Annotated in this window: 12 protein-coding genes; 8 read left to right on the forward strand and 4 right to left on the reverse strand. The window is 45.4% G+C overall.

Features of this window, described 5'->3' with window-relative positions:
- On the forward strand, positions 1-1,145 hold a 1,145-nt coding region (locus tag QUA71_RS27630), incomplete at its 5' end, for a right-handed parallel beta-helix repeat-containing protein (RefSeq protein ID WP_333290027.1).
- 121 nt (positions 1,146-1,266) lie between these two features.
- On the opposite strand, the gene QUA71_RS27635 is transcribed toward QUA71_RS27630, so the two are convergent.
- The 3 genes from QUA71_RS27635 to QUA71_RS27645 form a co-directional block, all read right to left on the reverse strand.
- On the reverse strand, positions 1,267-2,223 hold the full coding sequence (locus QUA71_RS27635) for a DUF6282 family protein (protein ID WP_333290029.1): 957 nt from the start codon (positions 2,221-2,223) through the stop codon (positions 1,267-1,269).
- A gap of 69 nt (positions 2,224-2,292) precedes the next feature.
- The gene (locus tag QUA71_RS27640; protein ID WP_333290031.1) at positions 2,293-3,198 is read right to left on the reverse strand and encodes an alpha/beta hydrolase; all 906 of its coding nucleotides are present in this window, start codon (positions 3,196-3,198) and stop codon (positions 2,293-2,295) included.
- 14 nt (positions 3,199-3,212) lie between these two features.
- Positions 3,213-3,659: a SufE family protein gene (locus QUA71_RS27645; RefSeq protein ID WP_333290033.1), complete on the reverse strand. Its 447-nt coding sequence runs from the start codon at positions 3,657-3,659 to the stop codon at positions 3,213-3,215.
- Positions 3,660-3,855: 196 nt separating this feature from the next.
- Here QUA71_RS27645 and QUA71_RS27650 point away from each other — a divergent pair, with 196 nt between their 5' ends.
- The 3 genes from QUA71_RS27650 to QUA71_RS27660 all read left to right on the forward strand — a co-directional run bounded on the left by QUA71_RS27650 (position 3,856) and on the right by QUA71_RS27660 (position 7,072).
- On the forward strand, positions 3,856-4,854 hold the full coding sequence (locus QUA71_RS27650; protein WP_333290035.1) for an iron ABC transporter permease: 999 nt from the start codon (positions 3,856-3,858) through the stop codon (positions 4,852-4,854).
- A 104-nt stretch (positions 4,855-4,958) separates the two neighbouring features.
- A complete protein-coding gene (locus QUA71_RS27655) occupies positions 4,959-5,744 on the forward strand; it encodes an ABC transporter ATP-binding protein (RefSeq protein WP_333290037.1) in 786 nt (261 codons plus the stop codon).
- 422 nt (positions 5,745-6,166) lie between these two features.
- Positions 6,167-7,072, forward strand: coding sequence for an ABC transporter substrate-binding protein (locus QUA71_RS27660; RefSeq protein ID WP_333290039.1), 906 nt, complete (start codon positions 6,167-6,169; stop codon positions 7,070-7,072).
- Positions 7,073-7,224: 152 nt separating this feature from the next.
- On the opposite strand, the gene QUA71_RS27665 is transcribed toward QUA71_RS27660, so the two are convergent.
- A complete protein-coding gene (locus QUA71_RS27665; RefSeq protein WP_333290041.1) occupies positions 7,225-7,590 on the reverse strand; it encodes a hypothetical protein in 366 nt (121 codons plus the stop codon).
- A 325-nt stretch (positions 7,591-7,915) separates the two neighbouring features.
- On the opposite strand from QUA71_RS27665, the gene QUA71_RS27670 reads away from it, so the two are divergent.
- From QUA71_RS27670 to QUA71_RS27685, 4 genes are all read left to right on the forward strand, one after another.
- Positions 7,916-8,647: a response regulator gene (locus tag QUA71_RS27670; RefSeq protein WP_333290043.1), complete on the forward strand. Its 732-nt coding sequence runs from the start codon at positions 7,916-7,918 to the stop codon at positions 8,645-8,647.
- 6 nt (positions 8,648-8,653) lie between these two features.
- On the forward strand, positions 8,654-9,253 hold the full coding sequence (locus QUA71_RS27675) for an adenylate/guanylate cyclase domain-containing protein (protein ID WP_333290045.1): 600 nt from the start codon (positions 8,654-8,656) through the stop codon (positions 9,251-9,253).
- A gap of 186 nt (positions 9,254-9,439) precedes the next feature.
- Positions 9,440-10,375: a fused MFS/spermidine synthase gene (locus tag QUA71_RS27680; RefSeq protein WP_333290047.1), complete on the forward strand. Its 936-nt coding sequence runs from the start codon at positions 9,440-9,442 to the stop codon at positions 10,373-10,375.
- 236 nt (positions 10,376-10,611) lie between these two features.
- Positions 10,612-13,740, forward strand: coding sequence for a HEAT repeat domain-containing protein (locus tag QUA71_RS27685; RefSeq protein WP_333290048.1), 3,129 nt, complete (start codon positions 10,612-10,614; stop codon positions 13,738-13,740).
- Positions 13,741-13,804: the final 64 nt, after the last annotated feature.

The raw sequence follows: 13,804 nt of genomic DNA on the forward strand, positions 1-13,804 counted from the left end.
AAAATCAACTTCAATCTCAAATCTCCGAGTTAGAACATCAGTTAGAGAGTGTGCGTCAAAGTCGCTCTGAATTGGAATCTCAGCTCACTTCTCAACTCTCGCAATTGCAAAGTCAAATCGAAACAGCCAATCAGAATCAAACTCAACTTCAATCTCAAGTATCCGAGTTAGAAAATCAGTTAGAAACTGTGCGTCAAACTCGCTCTGAATTAGAATCTCAGCTAGAAACTGCTAACAGAGAACGATCGCACCTTTATTCTCAACTGTCGGAATTCCAAAGTCAAATCGAGACAGCCAACCAGAATCAAGCTCAACTTCAATCTCAAGTATCCGACTTAGAACACCAACTAGAGACAGTTTATCAAGAACGCTTGCTGCTAACATCGCAACTTTCGGAAGCTGGCTCACGACAATCTGAGCATTTTGACTCGGAATCAGGGAAAATTGAAGCATCTACTTCTGATCCCAAAGTTTTGAAGAGTCAAAAATTTGTTGTTTCTCAGCAGGGTCAAGGCGATTATACTACTATTAGCGAAGCGCTGAAAAATGCAGCACCGGGCACGCGCATTGACGTGCATCCAGGCGTTTATCGCGAAAGTCTAATTCTCGACAAATCGGTAGATATTATCGGCAGCGGAGAGGTCGATCGCATTGTTGTTGAAAGTATCAGCTCAAACTGCATTAAAATGGTAACTGATACTGCTTTAGTGCGGGGTTTAACGCTGAGCGCAACCGGGAAATATTACGCTGTAGATATTCGCCAAGGCGAGTTAATCATAGAAGACAGCGATATCACTTCTGCGGACTATTCTGTTGTGGGAATTTGCGGCCCCGATGCAAATTCTACCCTCCGCCGCACTCAAATTCATGATGGGGTATGGAACGGAATTTTTATATCGGATGATGGGAAAGCAACGGTGGAAGATTGCAGTATTTTTGACAACGGCAGTTTGGGAATAGGTGTCGGATTGGGAGGAAAATTGATCGTGCGCCGGTGTCGGATTAATGGTAATGAAGGTGCGGCGATCGGCGTTTACAGAGATAGCATTGCTACCGTGGAAGATAGCGATTTAACGGGCAATTCTGGCGGTGCTTGGCGCATTGCAGATAACGGATACGTGCGCGGCAAAGGCAATCAAGAATAGAAGAAGGAAGAAGGAAGAAGGAAGAAGGAAGAGGGAAGAGGGAAGAGGGAAGAAGGAAGAAGGAAGAGAAAAGAGCGAAGAGAATTCCCAATCCCCGATTCCCAATCCCCAATTACCAATTTTAAATGCCTAACAATAGAGCTGGATTGTGTTTCGTCATTAAATCAATTTCGTGGGGAGAAATGCCTTCGTTTATCAATTTTTCCACAAATAACTTGTAACCTTCCGTCGGCAAAGGATCGGGTTTTCTTCCCAAATCTGTACTCATAACAAAATGCTCGGCTCCGATTAGTTTAATCGCTGCTGCCATCTTAGTAATCGAAACTTGATGCCAGTTTTTGTGTGCCTCATCAGCGGCATTTTCTCCCATCAAATCGTTCACAAATGCGAGTTCTAAGAAAGCTCCGGCTGCGGCGGCTGTTTGCATATTTTCTAGAGACAAGCCGGGTACATCCGCCATTGCGTGGGTAATCAGGATGTTTTTAATGTTGAGCAGGTTGGCTTCACCGACAACTGCCATCACCTCTTCTGAGGAAATATGACCGGTTTCCAATATCAAATTCTCTTTGGCTACCATCTTCAACACCGCTGCTGTTTCCGGTAAAACCTTGCCATTTTCCGCAACTTTAATCCCAATTCCCGACTTGTGAAAAACCTGCAAGTGATGCTCAGCATCAACCGTTGGCAGCCACACTACTTTACCGTATTTGCCACCTATGCGGTGCATTGCGCCTACAGCCTCGGGATTAATTCCCCCTACCGAATGATTGAGAACAACTCCCCCGAAAACTTCGATTTCTGGTACTATTTTATTAACCAAAACTGCCCGCGCTGCTGTGCTGGCATAATGATTTTTCAATACAACAGCTTTCATCTTCGCCCTAGCAGCTAATTTCGCTACTTCAAAATCATCCAACCTGCGAGGAATCACATCAGGAGAAGAATGAATGTGAAAGTCGATCGCACCTTCGATCGTACTATTTGGCAAATTGACCATCGGCGAATCTCCGACAGCATAAACTGGCAGACAAAACCAATAGCAAACCATCCAAACTAACGTAAAAAAAACAGCTTGCATTCATCCCCTCTTCTCTTCTCCCCTCTGCCTTCTCTGCGCCCTCTGCGGTTCATTCTCTCTTAAATTCTCTCAAATAAAAGATTTAACCGCATTTGCTAAAGCTTCTGCATTCTCTTCGTGCATACCCAAAGAACCAGGAATAACTCGCGATTCAACACCCGGTAATTCCGTTAATGCTTCCATTTCAGCCTTTGATTTGGGCGGCGCCTTCTCAGCAATTACAACCATCACCGGCACTGCTAATTGTTGAAATTTTTCGGTAAATTCCGATCGCACTTTTGCCGTATCTAAACCACCAGTCACAAAGGCAGCGGGACCGTAGCGAGCACCGGGTTTTTGCGTAATTTTCCACTTATTTTGGATGAAATCGGGCGTGACTTTAGCTGCATCCACATAGACGTGGCGGCGGTACATGAGACTGAGGAATGACGGTGCAGTGTTGAGTTTGTATAGGAATTGTCCCAGTAAGGGCGATCGTACTAATTCTCTCACGATTCCGTGCCACCCGCTTTGCTGTTTGCTCATCGTCGGCAAAGGCCCGCGCCAAGTCGGTGCAGCTAACACAATCTTTGACCAGACATTGGGCTGTGATTGCGCTAATTGCATCACATAACCCGCAGCGTGACCGGCAGCAACTACAGCAACCGGACTATTAAAAATTGTGTCAACAAAATCCTTGAGAAATTGATGGTATAATTGCGGTTGATAGTCGGTTCGCGGGCGATCAGAGTCGCCAAAGCCGGGCCAATCTAAACTCACAACTTGAAAGTTAGAAGCTAACAATTCTGCTAAAGGACGCATTTCTTCTCGCGTGGAAACCGTACTGAATGCCGGCAGCAACAATACACGGTTTCCCTGTCCTCGGGTTTCGTAAATAACTTTGATTTGCGTGTCTTTCCAATTCCAGAGATATTCTTGAACTGCGGCGGGATAGTTGCCAGAACCTGATTTTGTTAAATCTGTAGTTTGAGTCATGGCTGTTTATTCTTTTAATTTGCTTCGGCTTGCTTGCTCAATTCACAAGCAAGTGCCTTATTTTTCATCATTTGAAAGATGTTGTAAAATCCGTTAGCGCGGGAAGGTGTCAGACTCACGTTCAACCCCGTGTCTTGAATAAAATCTGGGGTAATGGTGACAATTTCAGCAGGCGTTAATCCGCTCAAACCTTCCACCAGCAAGCCAACTAATCCTTTGACTAACTGAGCGTCTGAATCGCCTTGATACAAAACTTTTCCGTCTGCCAAATTTGCAGTAACATAAACTTGCGACGCGCAGCCCGAAACTTTGTTTTCCGGCAGTTTGTCGCTTTCGGGAAATGCTGGGAGTCTTTTGGCATACCACAGCAGTTGTTCGTAGCGCTGTTTTGGATCGGAATGTCGCTGAAAGCGCTGAACGATTTTAGCTAGGGCAGCAGGTAGCGCGGTATTTGCGGACATGATTCACTCATCGCGGTTTACTTCGTTAATATTATACATTTAATTTTGCCGACGGGTGCGATCGCCTGCTCATCTGCTCCCACTGAAGCCCTCTTCAGGGGAATCGGTTATTGTTATTGTAGTTAACGAGTTCGAGCATTCAAAACAGAGGAAATATGGGATTTAGTGCTGTTAAGGAAGATTGTGGTGTAATGTAGTGACTCTGCAAAAAATCTGGCTAAAATATCGAGTTGTTCAGGCAGTTGTGTTCTTAGGATTGGGTTTGCTGTTAACCATCGCTCTTTCGCTTTCTTTTGGCGCGGTGCCGATGAGTGCCGAGCAATTGTGGCAAGCATTTCTGCACCGAGGTGATGCTGTCAATCAGACTATTTTCTGGGAATTGCGTTTGCCCAGAGTTGCCGCAGCGCTGACGGTTGGTGCAGCTTTAGGAATGTCGGGAGCTTTGCTGCAAGGGTTACTCCGCAACGGTTTAGCCGATCCTTTTGTATTAGGAATTTCGGCGGGTGCGGGGTTGGTTGCGATTACCATGCTGACTTTGGGAATATTTCAAACTTGGGTACCTTTGGCGGCTTGGATAGGTGCTATTTTAACTTCGATGCTGGTCTACTTTTTGGGAAAAACTAAAACGGGGATTTCTGTGGAACGTTTGGTTTTAGCTGGTGTGGCTGTGAGTTCTCTGTTTGGGGCCATACAAACTACACTGTTGCTGTTAGCGGAAGACAGCCGTTTGCAAGCTGCTTTGAATTGGTTGATCGGCAGTTTAAACGGTCGCGGTTGGTCGGATTTGCAGGTTGCTGCCCCTTATATTTTGGCTGCTTTGCTGTTAGGATGTTTTTTGGGGCGCTCGATAAATTTGCTGGCTTTGGGCGACGATTTAGCTGTTGGTTTGGGGGTGTCGCTAGTGCGATCGCGCTTGTTGATTGGGGGTGTTGCTACTTTGCTAGCTGCGAGTGCTGTCAGCATCGGCGGATTGATTGGTTTTGTGGGATTGGTTGTGCCTCACGGGGTGCGTTTGTTAGTTGGTAATGATTATCGGTTTGTGTTGCCGCTGAGTGCGATAGGCGGTGCTTGGGTGTTGACTTTTGCTGATTTTTTGGCTCGTTTAGGTGCAGTAGAATTGCCTGTTGGTACGGTTACGGCTTTGTTGGGTTCTCCGCTGTTTGTTTGGCTGCTTTATCGGCGTTCTAGTCAGTAGTCATTAGTCATTAGTTATTAGTCATCAGTCATTAGTTATTAGTAACCAATGCCCCATGCCCCATGCCCCATGCCCCATACCCAATTACCAATTACCAAAATATAATGTCTTTAGAAATTCAAAATTTAACTGGGGGTTACGGCGAAGTTGCGATCGCCCACAACATCACTTTATCTTTACAACCTGGTGAGTGGTTGAGTCTCATCGGTGCCAACGGTTCTGGTAAGTCTACTTTGTTGAAGTTAGTTAGCCGCATCCTAACTCCGCAGCAAGGAAGTGTGTTGCTTGATGGCAAAGCAATTCATACTGAACCTGCTGCAATTGTTGCTCAAAAATTAGCGATTTTGCCGCAGCAGCAAACAGTACCCGAAGGTTTGACGGTAAGGCAATTAGTTAGCTTGGGGCGTTCTCCTCATCAGGGTTGGTGGCAGTGGGAATTGAGCAAGGAAGATGCGGAAAAGGTGGACGTTGCGATCGGTCAAACTGGGATTGAGGAATTTCGCGATCGCCCTGTCGAACAACTCTCAGGAGGCGAACGCCAGCGCGCTTTCCTCGCCTTAGCTTTGGCTCAAAACCCGCAAGTTTTGCTATTAGATGAGCCTACGACTTATTTAGATATTTGCTATCAATTGCAATTATTAGAACTGCTTAATCAACTCAATCAAAAACACAAATTGACGATTATTACAGTGCTGCATGAAATTAATTTAGCTGCTAGGTACAGTTCGCGGATTGCTATGTTAAATAAAGGAGAACTTTTTTGTGTAGGAACTCCGGCACAAGTTTTAACTCCTGATAATTTAGCTAAGACTTTTGGCGTAGAAGCTATAATTTTAGAGACTTCTGTAGGCTTGCAGATTTGTGCGATCGCTCCTACTATTCACACTTAATATTTTTATGATAAGTATAACCATGTCCTCGCACTAAGTTCTCACTTTCTTCATAATTATTTCTATTAACTTATTGCCACAATTCGCTGTTCTATATCAGTGCCACAGGCTTTAAACTATTGCCTAATGTTGATTTTCAAGGGTGGAATAAAACTTAAGAGATACTTAAAAAATCCGCATTCACGCAATAAATGCGGTTTTTTATACAAAATCTACCGTAAACTATTGATATTTAAATCATTAAGCGCTAAAGTGCGATCGAACTTCCCGTCATATCGTTTTCGGTTGCATCGGTATTGTTCAAATATCCAAACAGTCAACCGTCAACAGTCAACCGTCAACAATCATTTCTGAGTGCGATCGAACTTCCCGTTAATTCTGTCTCAACCTAGTCTAAATTCGCTGTAACTCCCGCCTAAACTATGTACAAAACTTTTTTTTATCGTACCGCTATCCTGTTGCTGAGTTTAGCATTTACCGCTTGCTCCGCCGCCACTTCACCCCAAATTCAGCAATCAACTCCTGCTGGTTCGCCAGTTAATCAACCACAAACAACTAAGAGCGAATCAGCACAAAAAGTTGTAGCTTTAACACCTTTAACCGCCGATATTATCCATCAACTCGACCCAACCAAACTTGTAGGAATTCCCGGGAGCGCATTAGTCAGCAGCAACCCCAAATTTACAGGGATTACCGCAGTTACTGCCGAACGCACCCCTCCTAATTTGGAAAAAATCATCGCATTGAAACCGGATTTGGTGGTAGGTGCGTCGGGATTTCACGACCAAACAATGCAAAAATTGCAGCAGCTTGGAATTAAAACTTTACTCACTCAAGTTGATAGCTGGACATCCCTAGAAGAGTTAACAACAATTTTAGCTAAATCCCTCAATGCCAATCCCGAACCTCTTTTAAAACGCTACCAAACGTTTTTAGCCGACATCCCGAATCAAAGCCCCGGCACTTTAGTTTTGGTAAGCAGACAACCCATTTTATCGCCCAATCAAAGCAGTTGGGCTGGAGATTTGCTGGGTAAGTTTAACGTGAAAAATGTCGCAGCACAATTGCAAGGAGATAGCCCCGTTCGAGGCTACGTGACGCTTTCAGCGGAAAAGGTTTTAGAGGCTAATCCCGAAGTTATCATTGTAGTCGATCGGGGAGAAGGAATTTTAGACCAATTTAAATCTGATTCATTTTGGAATCAACTAACAGCCACTAAAAATAATCGAGTTTACGTTTTTGACTACTACGGATTGGTCAATCCAGGGAGTATCGAAAAAATTGAGCAAGCAACTGCTCAACTTAAACAAGTTCTAGCTAAAAAGTAGAGACCCGATTTTGAGAGATAAAAAATCTCTAGAAATCCTGCAACAAATTGACTACAATTTCTCTAAATGTGAGAAAGCTAAAGGCACTCAAAAGCGCGCAGCGAGCGGAAACCTGGTTTTTAAGCCTGACTTTCTATGCTCTCGGATCGCCCTCAAGAAGCTAGATCCAGAGGCGGCAAACCGCGCAACTGCCGCAGCGAGTTGATACACATCTGACAGTCGCAGCCAAACAGCGCCGCCGCCGCATCACTTTCTTCTTCCGTAAAATCCAGCATTGCCACCTGTTCGTCACCCGGCCGCTGCCAACTGATTTTTACTTTAGAATTAGCAGCAGCAGCTTTGGCGGGGAGGCGCACGCAAGTCAGACGCTGAGTGTGGGGCGATCGCACACATTGGGGCGAATCAGCCGATTGGCTTGGTGTTTGGCCAATTGGAGCGGGATTTGCGATCGCGCTTAAAGACATCACAGATCCAAACAGCGTTGGACTTACCAATAAAGTGAGGAGCAATCTATTCATTTGTCGTCCTTAAGAACTTTAACGTATACAGTAGCCGATTATCTGTTGCAATTCAACAAGGTTTTCGTCCGATATCAGTACGATTTGCCGTTATTAAGGCTTAAAAGCCCAATATTTGCCGGCCAAACCTTCAACAATTATCCGCGTATTGGCAACCCGCATTTTTTGATAAGTATCACCTTTGCTCCCCAGTTTAAGATTTGTTGCAATTTCAGTAAGTTTAGCTCGCCAGTGATAAAAAATTCATCCAAGGCGGGTAAACTGATGTCAGCAAGGGTGACTCGAAGCAGCGAACAAGTTTACCTCAGAAACCAGGTGGGGAGTGATGAGTACAGTTTTAGTGGTGGAAGATTCTCGCAGTCAGCGGGAGTGCATTTCACATCAGTTGAGATGCAGCGGATTGAATGTAATTCAGGCATCAGACGGTGTGGAAGCGCTGGCTAAAGTTGAGAAAAATTGCCCCGATTTAGTATTATTAGATGTCATAATGCCCCGTCTCGACGGCTACGGGGTTTGCCGTTTAATTAAAGCTAATCCCGAAACTCGGAACATACCGGTGGTATTTTTAACAGGCAAGGGACAGCAGTTAGCTTTATTTTCCCGGTTCCAGGGCGATCGCGCCGAGGCTTATGTTAGCAAACCTTGGCAGCCGAGGGAACTTTTGGCAACTATCAAAAAAGTTTTGCTCAATGCCAATATTAAGTTCGATCGAGCTTCAGCCGACGCTTGGACAGAATACGGAATTTTAAACTTAAGTACAGTCGAACTGTATCAAAGCCATGCCGATGCTTGGACTAAATACAGCTCCCAAATTATTAAATTGTACGATTCCAGCTTAGCAGCTTTCGAGCAAGCTTTGGCAATTGAACCGAGTCACTCGAATGCAAACAAGTATCGCAACCGAGTCCAGACAATCCGGGCAATCTTGATGAAAAAATTAGAGCAAACTAAACCTTGCAAAGTGTGCGATTATTATTACGGTAAGGATGGCATCAATTGTGCGGTGCATCCGGTTGGCCGCCCTCAAGAACAGTGTCGCGATTGGGAACTTAATTAAACTAAAATGAAAACAAATAACCGCGCTAACTTGGAAAAGTTGCTGCAAGAAAGAAACGAACATCCCGAAAGAATGGCTGAAATTGATGAAAAAATTAATGCCACTTTCCGCAAAAATTACGCAATTTTAGTAATGGATATGTCGGGATTTTCGCGCACGACAGTCCGCTACGGAATTATTCATTTTTTGGCAATGATTCACCGGATGCACGGAATTGTCAAACCGATAATTTCAGAATACGGCGGCACTCTAGTTAAGGAGGAAGCAGACAATATTTTTGCAGTTTTTACTGATGTAAAATCAGCGGTGGAAGCTGCGATCGACTCTGTGAAACAAACAGCGGCTGTCAACACGACACTGCCGCCGGAGATGGATATTTACCTCTGCATTGGTATTGGCTGTGGCGATGTTTTGATGCTGGAAGGAGAGGATATGTACGGAGGGGAATTTAATCTGGCATCTAAGCTGGGAGAAGATTTGGCGGAACGGGGAGAGATTTTGCTAACCTCAGCAGCCTTTGAAAAGTTAGAAGGTGACAAGCAAAATTGGGAAAAAGTGGAACTTTCGGTTTCAGGTTTGGAATTGGTGGCGTACAAGCGGCTGTAATCGGGTGGATTTCTGTTGTCTTCTCGTTCTTCGCCATGCTGGAAAATGAGAACATGACTTGCCCCAGCCTCGACTAGAAACCCGGTTTATTCGCACAGATCCGGCGACTCCGCGATTTGGGTAGAAACCGGGTTTATGAGGCTATATTCTTAGAGAATATCGAGTTTAAATAAAATTTAAAATCAGATGATTGAGGAACACAAAACTTGGCAATCTATTAATTTATCCGCTATTGGACAGCGGCTGGCTTGGCTGCAGCAACAGCCAGACAAAGTTATTTTTTGCAAAGAGTCTGGTGTTCACTATGTTGCAGTCACAAAAGAGCGATCGCACATTAAGCTATCTTTAGTAGAAAAAGTAAATCAGCAAACAGATTTACTGCAATCTGTTTTCGATTTCAACAATCCTTTACATTTAGTGTCTGAATATACTCAGGCAATGATGTTGGGTTTAGTGTGGCAAAGCCAACCTCAAAGAATCTACATAGCTGGATTTGGCGGTGGCAGAGTTCCCTTAGTTTTGCACCATTATTTGCCGGACACTGTTATAGAATGTGCGGAGGTCGATCCGATCGCGATCGAAGCAGCTAAAAAGTGTTTTGGGGTGAAATTTGACGATCGGCTAACTGTAACAATTCAAGACGGTCGAGAGTATTTAGAGCAGCAAAAATCAGATACTCAGTACGATATCATCATGATCGACGTAGCTTTTGGCAACGGCTACTTTCCGCACCGCCTATCCACCAAAGAATTTTATCAAATCTGCGAAAAACACTTGTCAAGCGAGGGAGTTGTGCTAGCAAATCTGCTGCACAGAGATGAGTTTTATGCCGAAAAAATCACGACTTTTCAAAGTGTGTTTTCTCAGGTGTGCGTGTGTGTTTGCCAGGAAAGTAATAGCATTTTGATTGGTAGCAACAGCCAGATTTTGGAGAAAGATGAGATTGTTGCTAAGGCAAAATATTTGCAAGATAGCTATCAATTTTCCTTTCCATTAACAGACAGGGCGCTTGAGGTAAAAGTAGGTAGAGAATTGGCGGAGGCTGTACCTACTTTAGACAAAGCTCAAATTTTTCATGACGATTCGCCGCCCGCTGGTTATTTTGATTGCTGGTTATTCTGATATTGATAATAATATTTCGGTTTTATCGAAGTTTCGATCCCCCTCGTATCCCCCTTAATAAGGGTGACTTTGAATGAATGTTCTTGTCCCCCCCTTGTGTTCTGGGGGGTTAGGGGGGATCGAGATGATGGTTACTCACACAGAATATTGATGCTACTTTTTCTCGGAATTTTCAGCGCCGCTCGCGTATCGAGAAAAAATCTATAATTAATCCATATTCTAAAATCTATAATCAAATGGCGACACCAGTTGATTTTCCTAAATATCTGCAATCCCTGGTTGAGTCTTATAAAAAACAACAGCATCTCTACACGCTGACGGATTTACAGGTGGAGGTGCGGGTGGAAAAGCCACCGGAGGATCCATCGCAACCTCGATCCCCACAAAATAAACCAGAAACGAAAATCGAGCGGCTGGAAGTGCTGGCGGGACTCCGCAAGTACGTGCAGCAGGGAAATGTGCTGCTAGTGGGCAAGCCCGGTTCGGGAAAATCGACGGTATTGCAGCGTTTTCGGTGGGAATTGGCACTAGAAGCACTGGAAAATAGCGATCGACCGATTCCGGTGTTGGTCGAGTTGAGGTACGATCAGTCGATCGTAGATGCAATCTGTGCAGAATTTGAGAATGCAGAACTCATTGTTAGCCCGGAAGAGGTGAAGGATTTGCGGGTGCATGGCAAGTTGCTGCTGTTGCTTGATGGCGTGAATGAGATGCCATCGCAAAAACGGCGGCAGGAGTTGCAACTATTTCACGATAAAAATTCCCATAGGCGGATGATTTTCACGACGCGGGATTTGGCGCTGGGTGGGTTTTTGGGTATTGAGAAAAAGCTGGAGATGTGTGCGCTGACGCAACCGCAGATGCAGGAGTTTGTGCACAAGCATTTGCCGCAACATGGGGATTCCCTGCTGCGACAATTGGGCGATCGCCTGCCAGAGGTGGCGGAAACGCCGTTGTTGTTGTGGATGCTGTGTAAAATATTTGAACCTACCCTGGAAATTCCCCAGAGTAAGGGCGAGTTGTTTCGGGAGTTCGATCGCCGATATGACAAGTTTAAGGATGTTCCCTTGGTTTCGGAGGATTTTCGGCGGTTCAAGTCGGATCTTTTGCAGCAGTTGGCTTTTGCGATGTTCCAGGGCGACTCGCTGCAGCCCACGGATGGCTGGGTGGCAATTTCTAGCTATCGGGCTGAGGGGATTTTGGAGTGCTGGTTGCGCGATAAGAAGGAACAGGAACCCCTAAAGAAGGCGAAGGAATGGCTAGAAGATTTGCTGAAACATTATCTGTTGCAGGAGGCTGCAGAGCTGGATGACATTGAGTTTCATCACCAATTATTTCAGGAGTATTATGCGGGGCGGGCATTGCTGAAACTGTTTGATAAGAGGCATATTGATGCGATGGATGATCAACGGTTGCAGCATTTCTTTTTGAATTATTTTAAATGGACGGAGCCTCTGGCGTTCATGCTTTCGTTGTTGGAGGATGACGTGCAGGCGGTGCGGGTGGTGCGGCTGGCATTGGATGTGAATTGGAGGTTGGGGGCGCGGCTGGCGGGGGAGGTGCAGCGGGATTTTCAGCAGCGCACGGTTGGGTTGGTGGATGAGTTGGATGTGCCGGGGTGGTTAAAGGTTGAGCTTTTGGGGGTGACGCGATCGGATGATGCGATTCCAAGATTACTCGAACTCGTTGAAGATTCAGACTCTGATGTGCGTTGGAGGGTGGCAGATGCCTTAGGCAACATCGGTTCCGAGGTGGCGATTTCTAGATTACTCGAACTCGTTGAACATTCAGACTCGGAGGTGCGTTGGAGTGTGGCAGATGCCTTAGGCAACATCGGTTCCGAGGTGGCGATTTCTAGATTGCTTAAACTCGTTGAAGATTCAGACTATGATGTGCGTTGGAGTGGGGCAGATTCCTTAGGCAAAATCGGTGACCAGGCAGCAATTGAGGGATGGCTTAAACTCGTTAAAGATTCAAACTATTCTTTGCGATCGAGAGCGGCAGATGCTTTAGGCAAAATGGGTAACAAGGCAGCCTTTAAGGAATTGCTTAAGCTCGTTAAGAATTCAGACTATGACGTGCGTTGGAGTGCGGCAGAGGCCTTAGGCAAAATGGGTAACAAGGCAGCAATTAAGGAATTGCTTAAACTCGTTAAGAATTCAGACTCTGATGTGCGTCGGCGAGCGGCAAATACCTTAGGCAACATCCGTGACAAGGCAGCAATTGAGGGATTGCTTAAACTCGTTGAACATTCAGACTCTGATGTGCGTTGGAGTGCGGCAGATGCCTTAGGCAACATCCGTGACAAGGCAGCAATTAAGGGATTGCTTAAACTCGTTGGAGATTCAGACTCTGATGTGCGTTGGAGTGCGGCAAATGCCTTAGGCAACATCGGTGACAAGGCAGCAATTAAAGGATTGCTTAAACTCGTTGAAGATTCAGACTCTGATGTGCGATCGAGTGCGGCAGAGGCTTTATGCAAAATCTATGACAAGGCAGAAATTGAGGAATTGCTTAAACTCGTTAAACATTCAGACTATGATGTGCGTAAAAGTGTGGCAGAGGCGTTAGGTAAAATCGGTGGTCAGGCAGCAATTAAGGAATTGCTTAAACTCGTTAAAGATTCATACTATTATGTGCGTGGGAAAGCGGCAGAGGCCTTAGGCAAAATCGGTGACAAGGCAGCAATTTCGGGATTGCTTGAACTCGTTAAAGATTCAAACTATGATGTGCGTTGGAGAGCGGCAGAAGCCTTAGGTAAAATCGGTGACGAAGCAGCAATTGAGGGATTGCTTAAACTCGTTAAAGATTCAGACTATTATACGCGTGGGAAAACGGCAGAAGCCTTAGGCAAAATCGGTGACGAGGCAGCGATTCCGGGATTGCTTAAACTCGTTGAAGATTCAAACTCTGCTGTGCGTTGGAGTGCGGCAGATGCCTTAGGCAACATCGCTAAGCACCACACAGAGAAAGTCGCCCTCCATCTCCCCCACCTCCTTACCTTAATCCCCTCCGAATCCGGCAAAGAAGTTCACCGCCACATCCTCGCCATCCAAACCGCCTGCAAATACTACAAATACGAGATTCGTCAGTTACCCCTAGCACCGCACCCAGCCAAACCACCCCAACCAAAGGATCTCCTTGCTAAAATTGACGAAACCACTCAGCAAATCCACAAAACAACAAAAGAAATGTCTGATAAACCCACCCAAGACTTCTCCTATTCTACTTTCAACGCCCCTTTCAACTGCGGAGATAACCACGGCAATCAAGCCCAAAATATCACCATCGCCGCCCAGCAATCCTCCCCTGAAGCTGCACTAAATGCAGTGGTGCAAATCATTCAGGCATTAGAAAAAAAGTAATTGCTCAACCCCCTTGACAAGAAGACGAGATAGACATTAGATAAAGGAATGGAAAAACTTCCCG

The organism is Microcoleus sp. MON1_C5 (assembly GCF_036701875.1).
Lineage (GTDB): Bacteria > Cyanobacteriota > Cyanobacteriia > Cyanobacteriales > Microcoleaceae > Microcoleus.

What these genes read in the sequence shown, in the direction of transcription:
- QUA71_RS27635 (WP_333290029.1), bottom strand. Translation starts at nt 2,223, where the DNA reads ATGCAAGCTGTTTTTTTTACGTTAGTTTGGATGGTTTGCTATTGGTTT.
- QUA71_RS27640 (WP_333290031.1), bottom strand. Translation starts at nt 3,198, where the DNA reads ATGACTCAAACTACAGATTTAACAAAATCAGGTTCTGGCAACTATCCC.
- QUA71_RS27645 (WP_333290033.1), bottom strand. Translation starts at nt 3,659, where the DNA reads ATGTCCGCAAATACCGCGCTACCTGCTGCCCTAGCTAAAATCGTTCAG.
- QUA71_RS27655 (WP_333290037.1), top strand. Translation starts at nt 4,959, where the DNA reads ATGTCTTTAGAAATTCAAAATTTAACTGGGGGTTACGGCGAAGTTGCG.
- QUA71_RS27660 (WP_333290039.1), top strand. Translation starts at nt 6,167, where the DNA reads ATGTACAAAACTTTTTTTTATCGTACCGCTATCCTGTTGCTGAGTTTA.
- QUA71_RS27665 (WP_333290041.1), bottom strand. Translation starts at nt 7,590, where the DNA reads ATGAATAGATTGCTCCTCACTTTATTGGTAAGTCCAACGCTGTTTGGA.
- QUA71_RS27670 (WP_333290043.1), top strand. Translation starts at nt 7,916, where the DNA reads ATGAGTACAGTTTTAGTGGTGGAAGATTCTCGCAGTCAGCGGGAGTGC.
- QUA71_RS27675 (WP_333290045.1), top strand. Translation starts at nt 8,654, where the DNA reads ATGAAAACAAATAACCGCGCTAACTTGGAAAAGTTGCTGCAAGAAAGA.
- QUA71_RS27680 (WP_333290047.1), top strand. Translation starts at nt 9,440, where the DNA reads ATGATTGAGGAACACAAAACTTGGCAATCTATTAATTTATCCGCTATT.
- QUA71_RS27685 (WP_333290048.1), top strand. Translation starts at nt 10,612, where the DNA reads ATGGCGACACCAGTTGATTTTCCTAAATATCTGCAATCCCTGGTTGAG.